Consider the following 16,721-nt stretch of genomic DNA (forward strand, 5'->3'; position numbering starts at 1 on the left):
TTCAACTAATTTCTAAAATGTGGAGATTGTTCACGTTCTACATCGGTAATAAAATATTTAGTGTCTCCCAACCAGAAAAAAGTGGCATAACGCTCTGTGTAATTTACCTTAACGTACTGGCCTTGGTATTCCTTTAACTTTTCTATGACCTCTTTGTCCTTGTCCAGAACAGAAAAAGAAAAAATTTGTGCACCGGATATTCCTTGACTGATCTCACCTTCCCATGTTTTTGCAATAACGCCTTTACGGGTAAGTTTGATCAATTCACCGGAACGCACTCCTTCGCTAAATGACACAAAGTAGATAAAGGCATAATAAATGGCTCCCAGTGCTATAACACCAAAAACTATTAGTGAAAGTATTTTTTTCATGTGGTTTATATTTTAAATAAATCTGTTCAACAACAAAATTAATGCGAGGTCAAGATATAGCTGAAATTTTAGTTTTACTAGTAAACCTTTAATATGTTATACCGTAGTTGTTAAAGTTTCTTATAATTCCAATTTTGGTTCTTCCTTTATGTCTTCATCTTCCAAAGCTCTATTTAAAACAGCTTCCGGAATCGTTTTTTTGGCCTTGGCACCCATTTTCTTTAATTTTTGAATACTCGTTACAATATTGCCGCGGCCTTCTACCAGTTTGTTCATAGCCCCTTTGTATTCACTTTTTGCCTCATCCATTTTTTTGCCCACTTTCATTAAATCCCCAACAAACCCTTCAAACTTATCATAGAGCGCGCCTGCTTGTCGTGCAATTTCAATGGCATTTCGTTGTTGTTTTTCATTATTCCACATACTGTCTATAGTACGTAACGTAGCTAAAAGGGTAGAGGGAGTAACAATGATAATATTCTGCTCAAAGGCTTTATTGTATAATGAACTATCTTGATTAATCGCTATTGCAAATGCGGGTTCTATGGGAACGAACATCAATACAAAATCGGGACTTTCCATTTCATAAAGGTCCTCATATTTCTTAGCGGACAACTGGGCAACATGCCTACGTAATGAGTTGATGTGGTCTTTTAAATAGGAATCCTTAAGCTCTTCATCAGCATTTACATAACGCTCATAATCAGTAAGTGACACTTTAGAATCTACGATCATTTTTTTGCCATCGGGCAGATTGATGATGACATCGGGAAGTACACGACTACCATCAGCTCTAGTAAAACTTTGTTGAACCGTATATTCTCGGTCTTTTTCTAAACCTGATTTTTCTAAAACACGTTCTAGAACCAATTCGCCCCAATTCCCTTGCATTTTACTATCACCTTTTAAGGCTTTGGTTAAGTTTTCAGCCTCTTGGGTAATTTTCAAGTTTTGAGATTGAAGATTCAACAGTTGTTCTCTCAGGGCAGAATGAATGCTGATATTCTCTTTCTGACTAGCTTCTACCTTCTTTTCAAAAAGCTGTATTTTATCATTTAAAGGGGTTAGAATATCTTTAATATTTTTCTCATTCCGCTCCGTGAATTTTAAGCTTTTTTCTTCTAGAATCTTATTGGCTAAGTTTTCAAATTCCTTTGTAAATTTTTCCTGTAGCTTTTCTACCTCTTCTTTCTGTTCACGGTTTTTATCGTGCAAGTGCTCCATATCAGCTTGTGCCCGTACAATTCTGTTACCAAGCTGTTCCTTTTCTGATTGTAGCGAAAGTTTCTGTTGCTCTGTCTCTTTAAGGCGTTCTTGTAAAACCGATAAATTAGCTTGCATTTGCTGTTCGCGCTCCTCCAAAGCACTTTGCTTAGAAGTTGTTTTTAATTGCTGTATATAATTACCTAGAAAATAGCCGATTGCAAGGCATAGAATAGCAATTAGGAAGTAAATATATAATTCGTTCATGAGTGTTTAATGTGATACAGTAAAGATACTGGATCAGGTATTAAAAATATAAAGCACCTATCCTGATTTATTCAACATAAGGAAGACCTAAATTGATATGGATTTTAAACCCTTTATTTTTTAATTTTAAAAGAACCAGAGTTGGCATTAAATGAAATCAGTTCTGCAGGAAATAAAGTTTCAAAATTTTTATGTTCAATATGTTTACAAGGCTCTTCAAACGAATTGGTATGTCCGTCTAAAATCAACATTTTGTCACATAACTGTATGGCCAATTCTATTTCATGGCTCGTAAAAAGAATTGTTTTTTCGGTTTGATGAGCTATAGATTTCAAGAGTTTTAAAATCTGCACTTTATGATATAAATCTAAATGCGTAGTAGGTTCATCTAAAAGAATCATACTTGTGTCTTGAACCAAGGCCCTAGCAATCATTACACGTTGCAATTGTCCGTCGCTTAATTCAAAGCATTTTTTATCGAGAAACGGGGTTAGCTCCAATAGCTTAACACTTTTGGTAATGAATGCTATGTCATCATCAGATAATTTCCCTAACCAATTTGTATATGGTTGTCTTCCTAATGCCAATAACTCTTTTACGGACATGTTCTTAGAAGCGATAGGTTCTGTAAGTACTACACTCACCTTTTTGGCCAAGTCCAACGAATCAATATTTGCTAATTCTTTTCCTTCAATTTGTATGGAACCGGATAGTTTTGGTTGAAATCCGGCAATGGTGCGTAGTAATGTAGATTTACCAATGCCGTTAACGCCAACAATAGCAACAAGTTCCCCTTTTTTTAAGTCGAATGAAATACTATCGGCAATGACTTTTTTGTCATATCCAATAGATAAATTACTGACAGTCAGTGTGCTATTTATGTTTTTGTCTTTGATAACTTTATCTCGTTTGCATTAAAACATCATTTTCTTTTTCCGGACCAATAACCAAATGACTACAGGAGCCCCAAACAAGCTTGTTATGGCATTAATTGGCAATACGCTCATTGAACCTGGTAGTTGCGCAATTGTATCGCAAATCAACATTAAGATAGCGCCACAACATAGAACAGCTGGTATTAAAATTTTATGGTTGGTTGTGTGAAATAGTTGTCGGGTTAAATGGGGTACCGCTAAACCAATAAACGCTATGGGTCCTGCAAATGCGGTTATACATCCGGCTAAAAGTCCGGTGGCAATGATAATGGTATAACGCGATTTTTTCAAATGGATACCTAAACTCTTTGCGTAATTCTCACCTAGTAAATATGCGTTGAGAGATTTAATGGAAAATATACTTAATAGTATGCCTATGCATGTACAAAGGCACAGAATTGATAATTGTGTCCAGGTAAGATTACCTAGACTTCCAAATTCCCAAAAGATATACTGCTGTAATTTTTCAGCTTTTGTAAAATAGGAGAGTACACTTACAATAGCACTCGTAATACTACCAAACATTAAACCAATAATAAGAAGTGCCATGGTATCTTTTATTTTAATGGCTACGGTAAGCACAACTAAAAGCACAAGAAAACTACCTGTACTTGCTGCGACTGCCAAAGCTATGTCGTTAAAAGCGGAAAACGTCATAATTCCTGAAAATAGGGAGGAGCCCATAATCAATAACGCTGCGCCTAAACTTGCCCCGGAACTGATACCCAATACATACGGGCCAGCAAGTGGATTCCTGAACAGGGTTTGCATTAATAGACCGCTTAAGGCCAAACCACTACCAACTAAAATGGCGGTTAGGGCTTTCGGTATACGATAATTCCAAATAATATATGAAGTTGATGAATCGGTAATATCGGCACCAAAAATAACATTCATGGTGTCCATGACCGAAATGCTGACAGAACCAAGACTGATATTTAAGCCCAAACAAAAAAGCAGTACTATCAGTAAAGCAATAAAATGGATACTATATGTAGGTTGTTTAACCAATTAATTTAGTGGTTTAAAAAAGAAAGGTTCATGCTCGGGTAAAAGACCGGGATGTAAAATATGAATTAAATCTTTCAACACAATATCTGGGCGTTGAGGTGCTAGTTCATAATACAGATTACCACCGGTTTCACCAACGGTATTGGCAAAAGTGTATACTTTTTCATTTTTAAACGCATCAAACTGAGCATAATGTGCACTCGAGGATTCCATTTCAGTGTACGACTTAAACTGCGCCGGTCCAATCCAATATTCAGCAGTTTTGGCTTCGAGTAAAACATTTTCCCAACTTAAGGATAGACTACCGCTATCAGGTGTTTCTTTCCATAAGTAATTTGAGTTGGCATCTTTAAGAAAATTTGCCGCCCAACTTTTACCACCCGGTAAATACCATACATCTTTATACATTGCGCCGCTAAGTACAGTGGGCGTTGTATCTGCAGTTTCTGCTAATTTTTTTGCATCGAGGTAGGACTTTTCAATTTCAGCGAAAATGACATCTGCTTCAGATTCTTTATTGAAAAAGGGTGCGAAAAATTTAATCCATTCCGCTTTACCCAATGGTGTTTCTTCAACCCAATCACCATTATAAATTACGGGTATCTGAGAGCGTTGTAATGTTTCGTAAGCGCTATTACTGCCACTAACGGCAAAACCCACTACCAAGTCGGGTTTAAGGGCTAAAACAGCTTCTGTGTTTAAGCTTTCGTTGATGCCAAGTTCTTTGATTTGGCCAGCGTCAATTCGTTTTCGCGCGGCTTTAGAAGATACGTATTTGGTATCTGAGAACCCTACAAGCTTATCCAGAGCTCCCAAAGCTTCAAGTGCAGGTATATGGGTAGTTGAGGTTACTACAATATTATCGATTGGTACGGAAATTATGGCGTCATATTGATTTTTATCCAACGATATAAATGCTTGTTTCTCTTTAGGAATCAATGCATACGTAAAAGAAGCTTCCGCATTTGGCCAAGGTGCCAATATTTTAAGAATCGTAATGCCAGAGGCTTGTTTTTCTATTGTAAAACCATTTGCATGACTAATAGCTACATTTTCAACTGCAGATTCTAGTGGGGGCGATTCTGTCTTTTGTTGTTTACACCCACATAAAAAGAGTAAGTAACTGAGTAAGAGAAGTTGTTTAAGCATTTGTATTTTACATCTATTTTTCAAAAGTAGTATTATAAAAGTTTACCTAGAAAGATTAAACAAAATGTTTATTTTCGCCGTGAATTTTGGTTTTCGCTGCTTATGGCAGTGAAATTAAAAGGGAATCCGGTGTAAATCCGGAACTGTTCCCGCAACTGTAAGTTTATACCGACCACATCTATTGACGAATAGGTTTTAATTGGTACCTCGTTTAAGAGGATGTTATTTACTGCATAGCCACTTTGTTTTCTAATCCGGTATAGAAACATGGGAAGGCAAAATAACATAAAACGAGTCAGGAGACCTGCCTTATTCAAACAACAATGTTAAACTTTCGGGATAAAGGTTTACGTATGGGTACAGACATACTATGCTCCCGTTTATGAATTTAAACGAATGAAAAATTATTTTTTGTGGCCTACGGTCACATTATTGTTATGCGCTAAAGTAGGAGCGCAACAAGAACAGGATTCAACCAACATTTTACAACTAGACGAGGTCGTGGTGAGTGATTCACGATTTGAGCTAAAGCGTGAAAACTCCGGTAAAACAGTCATTTCCATTTCTCAAAAAGAATTGGAGCAAAATCAAGGTAGGTCCGTTGCCGAAATCATCAATACCAAAAGCGGTATAGAAATAAATGGTACAAGAAGTTATGCCGGTCAAAATTTATCAACCTATGTTAGGGGAGGAAATAACCGCCAGGTATTGGTGATAATTGATGGAATTCAGGTTTCTGACCCATCAGGTACCAGTGCAGAGTTTGATTTACGTTTATTAAATACTTCACAAATCGAAAGCATTGAAATTTTAAAAGGAGCTGCAAGTACACTTTATGGTAACTCTGCGGCAACAGCTGTAATTAATATTACTACCAAAAAGGCAAAGAAAGAGGGACTTGCTATGGAGGTAATTTCGAGTATGGGAACCAATCAATCTCAGGATGACCAAAACTTTAATATCTCTGATTTTTCCAATACGGTAAATGTATCGGCAAAACATGGAAAACTCTCTGTATTGGCCTCTGGCGGACATCAATTTACGGATGGGCTATCTGCAGCTATTGGTACTGAAGTAGATGTTTTTTCACGAGTTGATGGTAATTTGAAAGTAGGTTATCAATTTACAGAACGTTTTGGCGTTACAGCTTCTGCATTTTATAATAAACTGAACAGTGATTATGACAACGGTTTTCCAATTGAAGATGCCGATTTCTCGTTTTCCGGTGAGCAATCTCGTTTTGGTCTAGCTTCAACGTATGGGTATGAAAAAGGAAGTATTCATGTAAATACGGCGTTTAATCAAATAGACAGGTCTTTTGTTTCAAGCTTTCCCGCGGCATACGATTCACAATCTTATATTTTAGATGTATTCAATAAGTATACATTTAATGAGAACATACATACTATTGTAGGTTTAAATTATATAGACAGTCAGACTTTGTTCAGTGAAGAGCAAAACACAAATACAGTAGACCCTTATATAAATGTTGTGTATGTGGGTGAGCGTGGAATTAACCTAAATGCAGGTGTGCGTTTAAATAATCATAGTGATTATGGTTCTAATTTTATCTACAATTTTAATCCATCATATAGAATAAATATTAATTCTGGATATCTGAAGTTTTTAGGTTCATTTGCTACCTCATATATAGCGCCTAATTTATCACAGCTATATGGGCCATTTGGTGCAAACCCAGATTTGAATCCTGAAGAGGATACTACTATTGAAGGAGGTTTAGAATATAGACTTTCAGATAGGTTTATGATAAATGCGGTTTATTTTAATAGAACCGAAGATGATAGAATCGATTATGTAACCATAGACCCAAATACGTTTGAAAGTCAGTATCGCAATTTGGTAGATACAGCACATTTTAATGGGGTAGAAGTAGGGTTTTCTGCTGTACCAACAAAAGATTTAACTATTAACGCCAACTACACGTATACCAATTCAAAAGAAGGTTTGGCATTGAGAATACCAAAGAGCAAGGTCAACGCTACAATTGGTTACACTATTGCGGATAATACATTTTTAGGCGCATCTTATCAGTTTGTATCTGATCGTACCGATACTGATTTTGCCACCTTTACCAATGTAAACTTAGATAGTTTCTCATTGGTAAACCTTCAGGTGAAACATCAGTTTTCGGATAATTTCGGAGCTTTTGTAGGTGTTGATAATCTTTTGAATGCAGAATATACAGAATTAGTTGATTATACGACTAAAGGTTTAAATTTAAGATTAGGGTTTAAACTAAATTTATAGCAAAAAAAAGGGCAGCTGATAAGCTGCCCTTTTTTCTTTATTAAAGTTAAATGAAAACTATTGGTCATAGACCGTATCATCAATCATTTTGTTGTTCATAGGATTTGTCATCTTTGAACTTCCGATGATATCTATAGGGTTATGGACCGTAAAATCGCGCTTGCCCGTTTCTGACGTTATTTCCTGTATGGCCCTTGCCAATAAAGGTTCATTTTGATCACCTAAAATACCTAGATTGCCATAATCTTCCTTTAAAAAAATATCTGGTTGTAATCCAGAGGTATAGTCAAAGAAACCTTCCGCATTTTCGTTTCTACCTATTAAGGGCTGTATGGCCCATTGATTGTCAGGATTAATTTTATTGACCCTTGATGGGGTATATAAATAGGAATTGTCACGATCATCTACCAAAGTGGTTGAAAATTCGTTCTTACCTCTTGTAACATCCCCAATTTGAATAACGTCCATATAAGGTTCCAAACTATTGATCAACAATTCACTTGCCGAGGCAGAACTAGCGGATGTTAGCACATATAATTTATCAAGTCCTAAGCTATTAATGGTGGTACCATCTATCTTGTCCGTAAAATATACCTCTAACTGACTATCGTTAAACTGCTCCTGCAATTTATCATTGTACCTTTTCCTTAAAAAAATATTAGAAGTATTGGTATCATAAATCATGCTTGCAAGCAAACGTGTTGTATTTACCGAGCCACCCGGATTATATCTTAAATCCATCACCAAGCTGGTAATACCTGCTGATTTTAAGGCTTGTATGGCACTATATAACTGATCATCATATTCGTTGGTAAATTGATTATACATGATATAACCAATATTGGCACCGCCAATTTCAAAGGATTTGGAAATTAAAATTGGGTTTTCCGCTAAAGCTTCTTCTTTGGTAAGTTCTACTTCCTCATCAGTAGGGCTTATGGAGCCATTGACAAATTCGGCCATATTCAACGTATAGGTATCGTTGCCAGTAAATAAGAGTTGCTGATAGTTGGATAAGGTCAATGTTTGTCCATCCACTCCCGTAAACAAATCGCCCCTTTTGATGCTGGTAGTTGCAGCATTGGAGTTGGGAACAACGTAACGAACCACACCAAACAGTTCTTCACTATCCTGAAAACGTACCAGACCATATTCCAATCCGTTACTTTTTGAAATACCGGCTAAAGAATTGGTGAGTTCCCTATAATCATCGTTGTAAAAACTAAAACGGTCCTCAATATACTGAAGCTTGTTTACAAAGAACGCAGCAGGACTGTTTTCAGAATCTAAAAATGCGGTGTATTCTGCCCTACCTTCAGTAGTATTTGTAAACCGGTCATCTGCAAGGTCATCTACATTTTCTTGCCAGAAATACCAAAAGTTCATGGCCTTCCACATAAAATCCTGTACCTCTACATCTGCGGAGCCATCTGGGTCTACCGTAGTGGGCAAGGTTAAATCCTCATCCTTTGAGCATGATAGTACAAGGCAAAAGATGAGAAGCGCCAAAAATTTCTTTTTCATATATGTTTAAACTAAACTATTCCTTATTTATTCTTTGGGCAATAGTAAATCACCGGTAGGCATTCTACCATTATTAAGCAAAAGCGTGGCGTTACGTGGATTATGAAGCTTTGAACTGGAAATAAGGTTTGCAGGTATCTGTACCTCAAAATTTCTTTTGGCTCCTTGACCAACGATTTCCTGAATAGCCCTTGCCAATAGGGGCTCATTTGCATCTCCCAAAATTCCAAGGTTGGTAATATCTTCGTCAAGTTCAATATCTGGATTTAAACCTTCTGAGTAGTCAGAAAACCCACTGGCGTTCTCCACTTTACTTATAATAGGCTGTAATCCCCACTGCACGTTGGGGTTAATTTGATCTTCTCTTTCTGGATCATATACATTGCCGCCTTCCGGGTCATCTACAAATAAGACTGAACCTTGGTTTTTACCTATGGTGGTCGTACCAACGTGTACCACATTAATGTATGGCTCAAGGCCTACCATGACCAATTCACTGGCTGAGGCAGAGCTACCTGTGGCTATAATGTATACTTGAGGTAAATTTAACGATGTCAATGCCGCATCGCTATTACCATCTTGCGTACCTGTAGTACCTACAAAGTAATTATCGGTAAAACTACTGTCAAATTGCGATTGTAGTTTATCATTGTACCTGGTTCTATAAAAAAGGTCGTTGGTATTGGTACCATAGATTAAACTGGCCAATACGGCGGCAGTTGAGCCACGACCTCCAAGATTATACCTTAAATCCAATACCAAGTCCGTGATGTTTTGCGCTTTAAAATCGGCAAAAATTGCGTTCATTTCATCTTCTGTACCAGAAACGAACTGATTGTACATGAAATAGCCGATTTTCCTGTCGCCAGCAGTAATGATTTCAGTAACATGAATTGGGTCTTCTACCAAACCTTCTACCTTGTTCAGTGTTACTTCCTTATCGGTAGGGCTTATGGTATTATTATTTATTTCGGCCATGTTAAGCGTATACGTATCATTATCGCCGAACAAAAGCGAAATATAATTATCCCTGTTCAACCGGGTACCGTTAACACCAATAAAAACATCACCTCTTTTAATATCTTTACCGGCTGCATCAGAGTTTTTGATAATATATTCTACATAACCAAATACATCATCCGTATTGCCGATCAAGGAAAGTCCAAATTGTAGACCGTTACTTTTGGATACCCCTGCAGAACTGTTGACCAATTCTCTATAATTTTCATCGTAAAAGGTAAATCTGTCCTCGGAAAAAAGCAACTTATTTTCCAACAGGTCTACTGGATTATCATTTTCCGTTAAATAGGCCTCATAAGCAGCTTGTGTATCAAAACGGTCATCCGCAAGATCCGTAACTTCGCCCTGCCAAAAATAATATAGGTTTAGGGTCTGCCATAAAAAATTCTGTACTTCAATGTCAACAACTTCTTCTTCCTCAACGGGGGGTTCAATCTCTTCTTTTTCTTCTTCTTCAATAATGGGGTCGTCGTCATTTTTGTTACAAGAAGTTGCAATTAACCCTAGGCACAGTAGGGATAGGAAAAATTTTTTCATAATAATTTTTTTAGTGAATATTTACCTAAAGAACAAAAAACATTCCAAAAATAGAATGTTTGTATAGCACCTAAGTAAATGCATTTTCATTTATGTACGTAATTTACAAGCTTTAAGATGTTAAATTTACTCACAAGTCATCAGAATAAAAATTAATTGTAACAAAAATCGTTCTACTTCGTCTTCATTTTGTAAGCCTGTTAGCAAGCTTATGAACAGCCAAACCAAAAATGAAACAAACAGAGTTTTTAAATATTGTAATGCCTTTTAAGGATAAACTTTTTCGCATGGCCAAAAGGTTGTTGGTATCTACGGAAGAAGCTGAGGACGCTACGCAAGAGATACTGATCAAATTATGGTCCAAGAAAAGTAAAATTACATCCTATAATAACGTAGAGGCATTTGCCATGACCATGACCAAAAATTTTTGTTTGGATAGATTAAAGTCAAAACAAGCTGGAAATTTAAAATTGGTTCATAGTAATTATACGGATTCCAGTACATCGTTGCAGAACGAGGTAGAAGCTAAGGATAGTGTCAATTGGGTAGAACGTATTATGGATGAGTTGCCGGAACAGCAGAAAATGGTGTTACAATTAAGGGATGTGGAACAATATGATTACGATGAAATAGAAAAATTACTGGATATGAAACCTACAGCTATACGGGTTGCATTGTCCAGGGCAAGAAAAACGGTAAGAGAAAAATTAATGGAAAAGCATAATTATGGAATTGCATAATATAGAAAGATTAATAGAGAAATATTTTGAAGCGACCACTACGGTAGCAGAGGAAGAAATGTTAAGGTCGTATTTCTCAGGTGACGATGTTGCACCACATTTAGCGCAGCATGCCCCTATGTTCAATTATTTTACCCAGGCAAAAAAAGAACGCTTTACAAAGCCGGTCCCATTAAAACCTAGAAAACAGTATTTAAAATGGGTTTCTGTAGCTGCAATTGCAGTCTTTATATGTGGGCTATACTTTTATCAACCTACACCGGCGCCGGTTACTTTGGCAGATGAGTATACCCAAGAGGAAATAGAGTCCGCAAAAGAGGCCTTTGCGTTATTGGCAATGAATTTCAATAAAGGCACAGAGCAACTCTATCACTTAGAGGAATTTGAGAAAACAACGAATAAATTTTTAACGAAAAAGTAAATAAAATGAAAAAGATAATACTATTGGCCCTGTTGGTATTGGCCCCAATACTTTCTAAAGCACAGGATATATTTGAAAAGTATGAGGACAATGATAAGGTGACATTTGTTGCCATGCAGCCAAAAATGTTTCAGATGCTCGGTAAAATGAGTGTAAGTTCAGATGATCCAGAGGCAAAGGAGTTTTTTGAACTGGTCAATTCAATCACCAGTTTTAAAGTAATAACAACGGAGGACCCGGCCATTTCCAAGGATGTGGATAATTGGGTGACCAACCGGTTAAAGAGTTCATCTTTTGAAGAGTTAATGCGCGTACGCGATGGCGGTTCTAATGTGAAATTCTATGTCAAGGAAGGCAAGGATAGTGATCACGTAAAGGAATTGCTAATGTTCGTGACCGGCATGAAGGAAATGGATATTGATATCAACGGTAAAAAATTGGAAACCGTACTATTGTCCTTAACGGGAGATATCAATTTAAAATCAGTTTCAAAATTAACCGATAAGATGGATTTACCTGGTGGCGATCAATTAGGTAAAGCAGGAAATAAGGGAAATAAGTAACAAGTTCAGGATATGGTGGCCCTTACACAACGCATCATAAATGAACGACTAATATTCATCAATTAATCGATCATGGAAACTAATTAAGTGAAGTGATCTAAAAACAACAATCATGAAAAAAGTAGCAGTAGTATTTTTAATGGCAATGGTACCCTTAATGGGCTTTTCACAATCTGTATTCGACAAATACGAGAATATGGACAACGTAGGTTCTGTAATCGTTAATAAGGGGATGATAGACCTGGTCTCTAAAATTGGCGGTATGAGCGATGATGCTGAAGCTAAGGAATTTATGGACATCGCAAGTGGATTAAAGAATGTTAAGGTCTTTATGACAGAGGATGCCGGGGTTTCGGCAGATATGACGGCGACCGTTAAAAAATATCTTAAATCTTCTAAACTTGAGGAACTGATGCGTGTAAAGGATAAAGATGTTAATGTAAAATTCTATGTTAGGGATGGAGCCAAAAAGGACCATGTCACAGAACTGTTAATGTTCGTATCCGGTTTGGAAAATGTTGAGGTCGGTGATCATGGTCGCAAATTGGAGACCGTATTGGTAAGTCTTACGGGTGATATTGATCTAAATAAAATTGGTTCATTGACCAATAAAATGAATTTGCCAAAGGATTTGAACAAGGCATCGGGCAAATAGATAAAATAGGATATAAGGTCTTTTCCTTTTGGAAAAGGCCTTTGTCATTTAATAACTGAATAGTATGAAAAATATAAAAAGGATTTTGGTTGTTTTATTGGTCGTGGTAGTTACTTCGTGTTCTTCTGAACAGAGCCTACAGCAATATTTTGTTGCAAATGCGGAAAACCCCAACTTTATGTCATTTGATATCCCGGCAAATATATTAAACGTAGAAAAGGCCAATTTAAGCGAGACCCAGGCAAAGACCGCAAATTCTCTCAAAAAGCTAAATATTCTGGCCTTCAAGAAAAATGAAGTGAACGCGGCCGATTATGAAACGCAAAAGGTAGCGATAAAGAATATTTTAAAAGGTGGTGATTTTAGCGAATTAATGAAAATGAATACCTCCTTTGGTAAAGCCACTATACAATTAAAGGGTGATGACGATTCAATAGACGAAATTGTTATTTACGGCGATAATGATGAAAAAGGGTTGATTCTCGTTCGTGTCTTGGGTGACGATATGAATCCCGCCAGTTTCGTTCAATTGTTGCAAGCTATGGAAAAATCGGACTTTAATGGAGAAGGCTTGGAACAGTTAGGAAGTTTTTTTAAAGGTTGAGTTTTTGAGTTTTAACTATAAACGGCCCGTTATTTTTAGATAACGGGCTTTTTTTTTGTTAACGCAGTAGAGAGCGATTAAAGTGACTTTAAACAAATTATGGTGTCTTATAAATAAGAACAATAAATAACAACCTAAAATTGAAAAACATGGAGAAAGCACAATTATGGATTGACAAAGGAATTGATTTGGTAATGGAATATGGGCCAAAAGTAATTATGGCCATTATAATGTATTTGATAGGCTCATGGATTATAAAGAAATTGGTAGGGGTAATAAGAAAAGGAATGGCCGCCCAAGATTACGATGAATCTTTAAAGAAATTTTTGTTGAGTTTGGTAAAGTGGGCACTTACCATCTTTTTGATTATTACGGTAATATCCGTATTAGGTGTAGAAACCACCAGTTTTGCAGCTGTTATTGCAGCGGCAGGTTTGGCCATAGGTTTGGCTTTACAGGGATCACTGTCCAATTTTGCAGGAGGTGTGCTTTTAATCATATTTAAACCTTACAAGATTGGTGATTTGATCGAAGCACAAGGTGTTTTGGGAAATGTAAAGGAAATTGAAATTTTCACCACAAAATTAATTACCCCACAGAACAAATTGGCTATTGTACCAAATGGAGCCATGGCCAACGGTAATATCATTAATTATACAGCAGAAGGTAAAATGAGGGTAGATACAACGGTAGGTGTGGATTACGGTTCTGATCTTAAAAAAACCAAGGAAGTTTTGTTAGAGATGTTGGTGGCCAACCCTAAAGTGCTAAAAGATCCGGCTCCGTCGGTTAATGTTTCAGAACTGGCAGATAGTTCCGTAAACTTGGTGGTAAGACCTTTTTGTAAGCCAGAAGATTATTGGGATGTATTTTTTGCTACGGTAGAAGGAAGTAAACATGCATTGGATAAAGCTGGTATTGAAATACCTTATCCACATGAAGTACAAATTAATAAATAGATTAGTTGAATTTTAATAAAAATCCCGTTGTAGTTTTACAACGGGATTTTTTATTTATGCTTGGTCTTTGACCATTTGTAGACTGTTCTTGCCAAAATCCAAGGTACGTATTGGGAACGGAATATTGATTTCCCGATCATCAAAATGTGTCTTGATCAATTTAATGGCCTTATGTCTTGCAGCATGTTCTTGTTTTACATTGACACAATCTGCCCAAAACCGAACCATAAAATTAATGGAGCTATCTCCAAACTCAGTAAAGAAGAACTCTACGGATTCCCCGTCGTTCTGTTTAAAATTATCCTGGATAATCTTCACTGTCAAGTCTTCTACCATTTGTAGATCACTTTCATAACCAACACCGCAATGAACAAAAATTCTATTTCTGTTGTTCATGGAATAATTGGTAAAGGAACCGTCAATAAATTTTGAATTTGGAATAACCACAACATTATTGTCCGGTTGTTTTATAATGATATTGCGTAAACTTATCTCAGTAACAAATCCAGATACACCGTCTGCCTTTATAAAATCATTTATTTTAAGCTGAGGCATAAAGGACAATATCAATCCGCCAAATGTATTGCTAAGTGTGCCCTGTAAGGCCAAACCTATGGCCAAACCAACAACACCTGCACCGGCCAAAATACTGGTAAGCACTTTATCAAGGTCCAATACGCCAAGAGCTATAAAAAACCCTATTAAAATAATGGTTACGAAAACGACTTTTGCAATAATTTCCTGTATGGATACTTGAGAGATTTTCCTTAGGATGGTTCTTCGTAAAACTTTACGTATTCCCCTGGCCAATAAATAAAATAAGAACATGACCAAAATTGCCATTATCAAATTTGGCAATTTTAAAATAATGGCATCTAACCAGCCCCCTAATTTTTCCCAAAGACTACTAACTGATTCTTCTACTGAGAAATTTGCTTGCATATACGTTTAATTTTGTGTTTAATTAATAATGTTAAAACACAAAACTAAAATTTTGAAAGTCAAATCATTAGCTTTAATCGAAATGAACCAAAGAAAAATGTAAATGAATTAAAAGTGACTTAAATTCCCGTATAATTGCTTGGAGAAATCTGTTTTAGCTCTTCTTTAATTTCATTGGATACATCTAAAGTATCGATAAAATTGGCAATGGAATTTTTATTTATAGTTTCATTGGTGCGTGTTAGACCCTTTAAAGCTTCATAAGGATTAGGATAACTTTCTCGTCTTAATATAGTCTGTATTGCCTCTGCAACTACGGCCCAGTTATTTTCAAGGTCTTGTTCAAACTTTATTTTGTTCAATAATAGTTTGTTCAATCCTTTTAGGGTAGATTGAAAAGCGATCATCGTATGTGCAAAAGGTACTCCTACATTACGTAGAACGGTACTATCCGTAAGGTCTCTTTGTAATCTGGAGACGGGTAGTTTGGCAGACAGGTGTTCAAAAACGGCGTTGGCAATACCAAGATTACCCTCGGAATTCTCAAAATCTATAGGGTTCACTTTATGCGGCATTGCGGAAGAGCCAACTTCACCAGCCTTAATTTTTTGTTTAAAATAATCCATGGAAACATAGGTCCAAAAATCTCTATCTAAATCCAAGACAATGGTATTGATGCGTTTAAGGCAATCAAATAAAGCGGCCATATGATCATAGTGCTCTATTTGCGTTGTAGGAAATGAATGTTGAAGACCTAATTTTTCCTGAACAAAATTGCGACCAAACGTTCTCCAATCTATAGATGGGTATGCCACCAAATGTGCATTAAAATTTCCTGTAGCACCACCAAATTTTGCAGCGCTAGGGATATCGTTCAATAAATTAAATTGCTCTTTTAAGCGTACTACATAGACCATAATTTCCTTGCCCAAACGGGTAGGGGATGCAGGTTGCCCATGTGTTCTGGCAAGCATGGGTACATTGCTCCATTCTTCTGATAGGGCGTTGATTTTCTCCAGTAATTCTTGATACTGGGGAACATAAACATCGTTCATGGCTTCCTTGATCGATAACGGAATAGCAGTATTGTTAATGTCTTGGGATGTCAATCCAAAATGGATAAATTCCTTATACTTTGCCAAGCCCAAAGAATCGAACGCTTTTTTTATAAAATATTCTACAGCTTTGACATCATGATTGGTAGTTTTTTCAATTTCCTTAATCTCTTGTGCATCAGCGGTAGAAAAATCTGTATATAGTTTTCTGAGCGCTTCGAACTTATTGCTATCAAAATCGGCCAATTGGGGCAATGGTATTTCGCATAGTGCTATGAAATATTCAATTTCTACCCTAACCCTGTATTTTATAAGTGCTTCTTCAGAAAAAAAGGGAGATAGTGCTTTGGTTTTTGAGCTATAGCGGCCATCAATTGGAGAAATGGCATTAAGTGCGTTAAGAGACATAATCAATGGTTGTATTATTAAGCGGCAAATATACCTATTAGCGCTATAGTTTAAAACACTTATGCGCAGAAGTTACAAGGGCATTTATT

General features: G+C 36.5%; 16 protein-coding genes and 1 riboswitch. Of the genes, 7 read left to right on the forward strand and 9 right to left on the reverse strand.

Annotated elements, in window-relative coordinates; genetic code table 11:
* Positions 1-5 precede the first annotated feature (5 nt).
* The 5 genes from CHB68_RS06900 to CHB68_RS06920 form a co-directional block, all read right to left on the reverse strand.
* Positions 6-371, reverse strand: a complete 366-nt coding sequence (locus tag CHB68_RS06900) for a 6-phosphogluconate dehydrogenase (RefSeq protein WP_089260125.1) — start codon at positions 369-371, stop codon at positions 6-8.
* Positions 372-491: 120 nt separating this feature from the next.
* Positions 492-1,841, reverse strand: a complete 1,350-nt coding sequence (rmuC, locus tag CHB68_RS06905) for a DNA recombination protein RmuC (RefSeq protein ID WP_089260126.1) — start codon at positions 1,839-1,841, stop codon at positions 492-494.
* 113 nt (positions 1,842-1,954) lie between these two features.
* Positions 1,955-2,737, reverse strand: coding sequence for an ABC transporter ATP-binding protein (locus CHB68_RS06910; RefSeq protein WP_317043817.1), 783 nt, complete (start codon positions 2,735-2,737; stop codon positions 1,955-1,957).
* 18 nt (positions 2,738-2,755) lie between these two features.
* Entirely contained in the window at positions 2,756-3,787 is a 1,032-nt protein-coding gene (locus CHB68_RS06915) for a FecCD family ABC transporter permease (protein WP_089260128.1), read from the reverse strand.
* Complete coding sequence (locus CHB68_RS06920) at positions 3,788-4,936, reverse strand: ABC transporter substrate-binding protein (protein WP_089260129.1); 1,149 nt, start codon at positions 4,934-4,936, stop codon at positions 3,788-3,790. It abuts the gene before it with no gap.
* Positions 4,937-5,006: 70 nt separating this feature from the next.
* Positions 5,007-5,262, forward strand: a riboswitch (cobalamin riboswitch).
* A gap of 70 nt (positions 5,263-5,332) precedes the next feature.
* Here CHB68_RS06920 and CHB68_RS06925 point away from each other — a divergent pair.
* A complete protein-coding gene (locus tag CHB68_RS06925) occupies positions 5,333-7,204 on the forward strand; it encodes a TonB-dependent receptor plug domain-containing protein (protein ID WP_089260130.1) in 1,872 nt (623 codons plus the stop codon).
* A 57-nt stretch (positions 7,205-7,261) separates the two neighbouring features.
* Here the strand turns inward: CHB68_RS06925 and CHB68_RS06930 are convergent, their stop codons facing one another.
* Positions 7,262-8,728 (reverse strand): S41 family peptidase, encoded by a 1,467-nt coding sequence (locus tag CHB68_RS06930; RefSeq protein WP_089260131.1) that lies wholly within the window; start codon positions 8,726-8,728, stop codon positions 7,262-7,264.
* 27 nt (positions 8,729-8,755) lie between these two features.
* Positions 8,756-10,285 carry a S41 family peptidase gene (locus CHB68_RS06935; RefSeq protein ID WP_089260132.1) on the reverse strand — a complete coding sequence of 510 codons (1,530 nt, stop codon included), beginning with the start codon at positions 10,283-10,285 and terminating at the stop codon, positions 8,756-8,758.
* 230 nt (positions 10,286-10,515) lie between these two features.
* On the opposite strand from CHB68_RS06935, the gene CHB68_RS06940 reads away from it, so the two are divergent.
* The 6 genes from CHB68_RS06940 (at position 10,516) to CHB68_RS06965 (ending at position 14,227) form a co-directional block, all read left to right on the forward strand.
* A complete protein-coding gene (locus CHB68_RS06940) occupies positions 10,516-11,025 on the forward strand; it encodes an RNA polymerase sigma factor (protein WP_089260133.1) in 510 nt (169 codons plus the stop codon).
* Positions 11,012-11,446: a hypothetical protein gene (locus CHB68_RS06945; RefSeq protein WP_089260134.1), complete on the forward strand. Its 435-nt coding sequence runs from the start codon at positions 11,012-11,014 to the stop codon at positions 11,444-11,446. Before CHB68_RS06940 ends, CHB68_RS06945 begins: the two co-directional genes overlap by 14 nt.
* Positions 11,447-11,451: 5 nt before the next feature.
* Positions 11,452-12,009: a DUF4252 domain-containing protein gene (locus CHB68_RS06950; protein WP_089260135.1), complete on the forward strand. Its 558-nt coding sequence runs from the start codon at positions 11,452-11,454 to the stop codon at positions 12,007-12,009.
* A gap of 112 nt (positions 12,010-12,121) precedes the next feature.
* Entirely contained in the window at positions 12,122-12,664 is a 543-nt protein-coding gene (locus tag CHB68_RS06955) for a DUF4252 domain-containing protein (protein ID WP_089260136.1), read from the forward strand.
* A 64-nt stretch (positions 12,665-12,728) separates the two neighbouring features.
* Entirely contained in the window at positions 12,729-13,268 is a 540-nt protein-coding gene (locus CHB68_RS06960; protein ID WP_089260137.1) for a DUF4252 domain-containing protein, read from the forward strand.
* Between the two features lie 149 nt (positions 13,269-13,417).
* Positions 13,418-14,227, forward strand: coding sequence for a mechanosensitive ion channel family protein (locus CHB68_RS06965; RefSeq protein WP_089260138.1), 810 nt, complete (start codon positions 13,418-13,420; stop codon positions 14,225-14,227).
* Between the two features lie 54 nt (positions 14,228-14,281).
* Here CHB68_RS06965 and CHB68_RS06970 read toward each other — a convergent pair whose 3' ends face one another.
* Entirely contained in the window at positions 14,282-15,169 is an 888-nt protein-coding gene (locus CHB68_RS06970; RefSeq protein ID WP_089260139.1) for a mechanosensitive ion channel family protein, read from the reverse strand.
* A 119-nt stretch (positions 15,170-15,288) separates the two neighbouring features.
* Positions 15,289-16,632 (reverse strand): adenylosuccinate lyase, encoded by a 1,344-nt coding sequence (purB, locus tag CHB68_RS06975; protein WP_089260140.1) that lies wholly within the window; start codon positions 16,630-16,632, stop codon positions 15,289-15,291.
* Between the last annotated feature and the right edge of the window lie 89 nt (positions 16,633-16,721).

Source organism: Maribacter sedimenticola, assembly GCF_900188415.1.
GTDB classification, from domain to species: domain Bacteria; phylum Bacteroidota; class Bacteroidia; order Flavobacteriales; family Flavobacteriaceae; genus Maribacter; species Maribacter sedimenticola.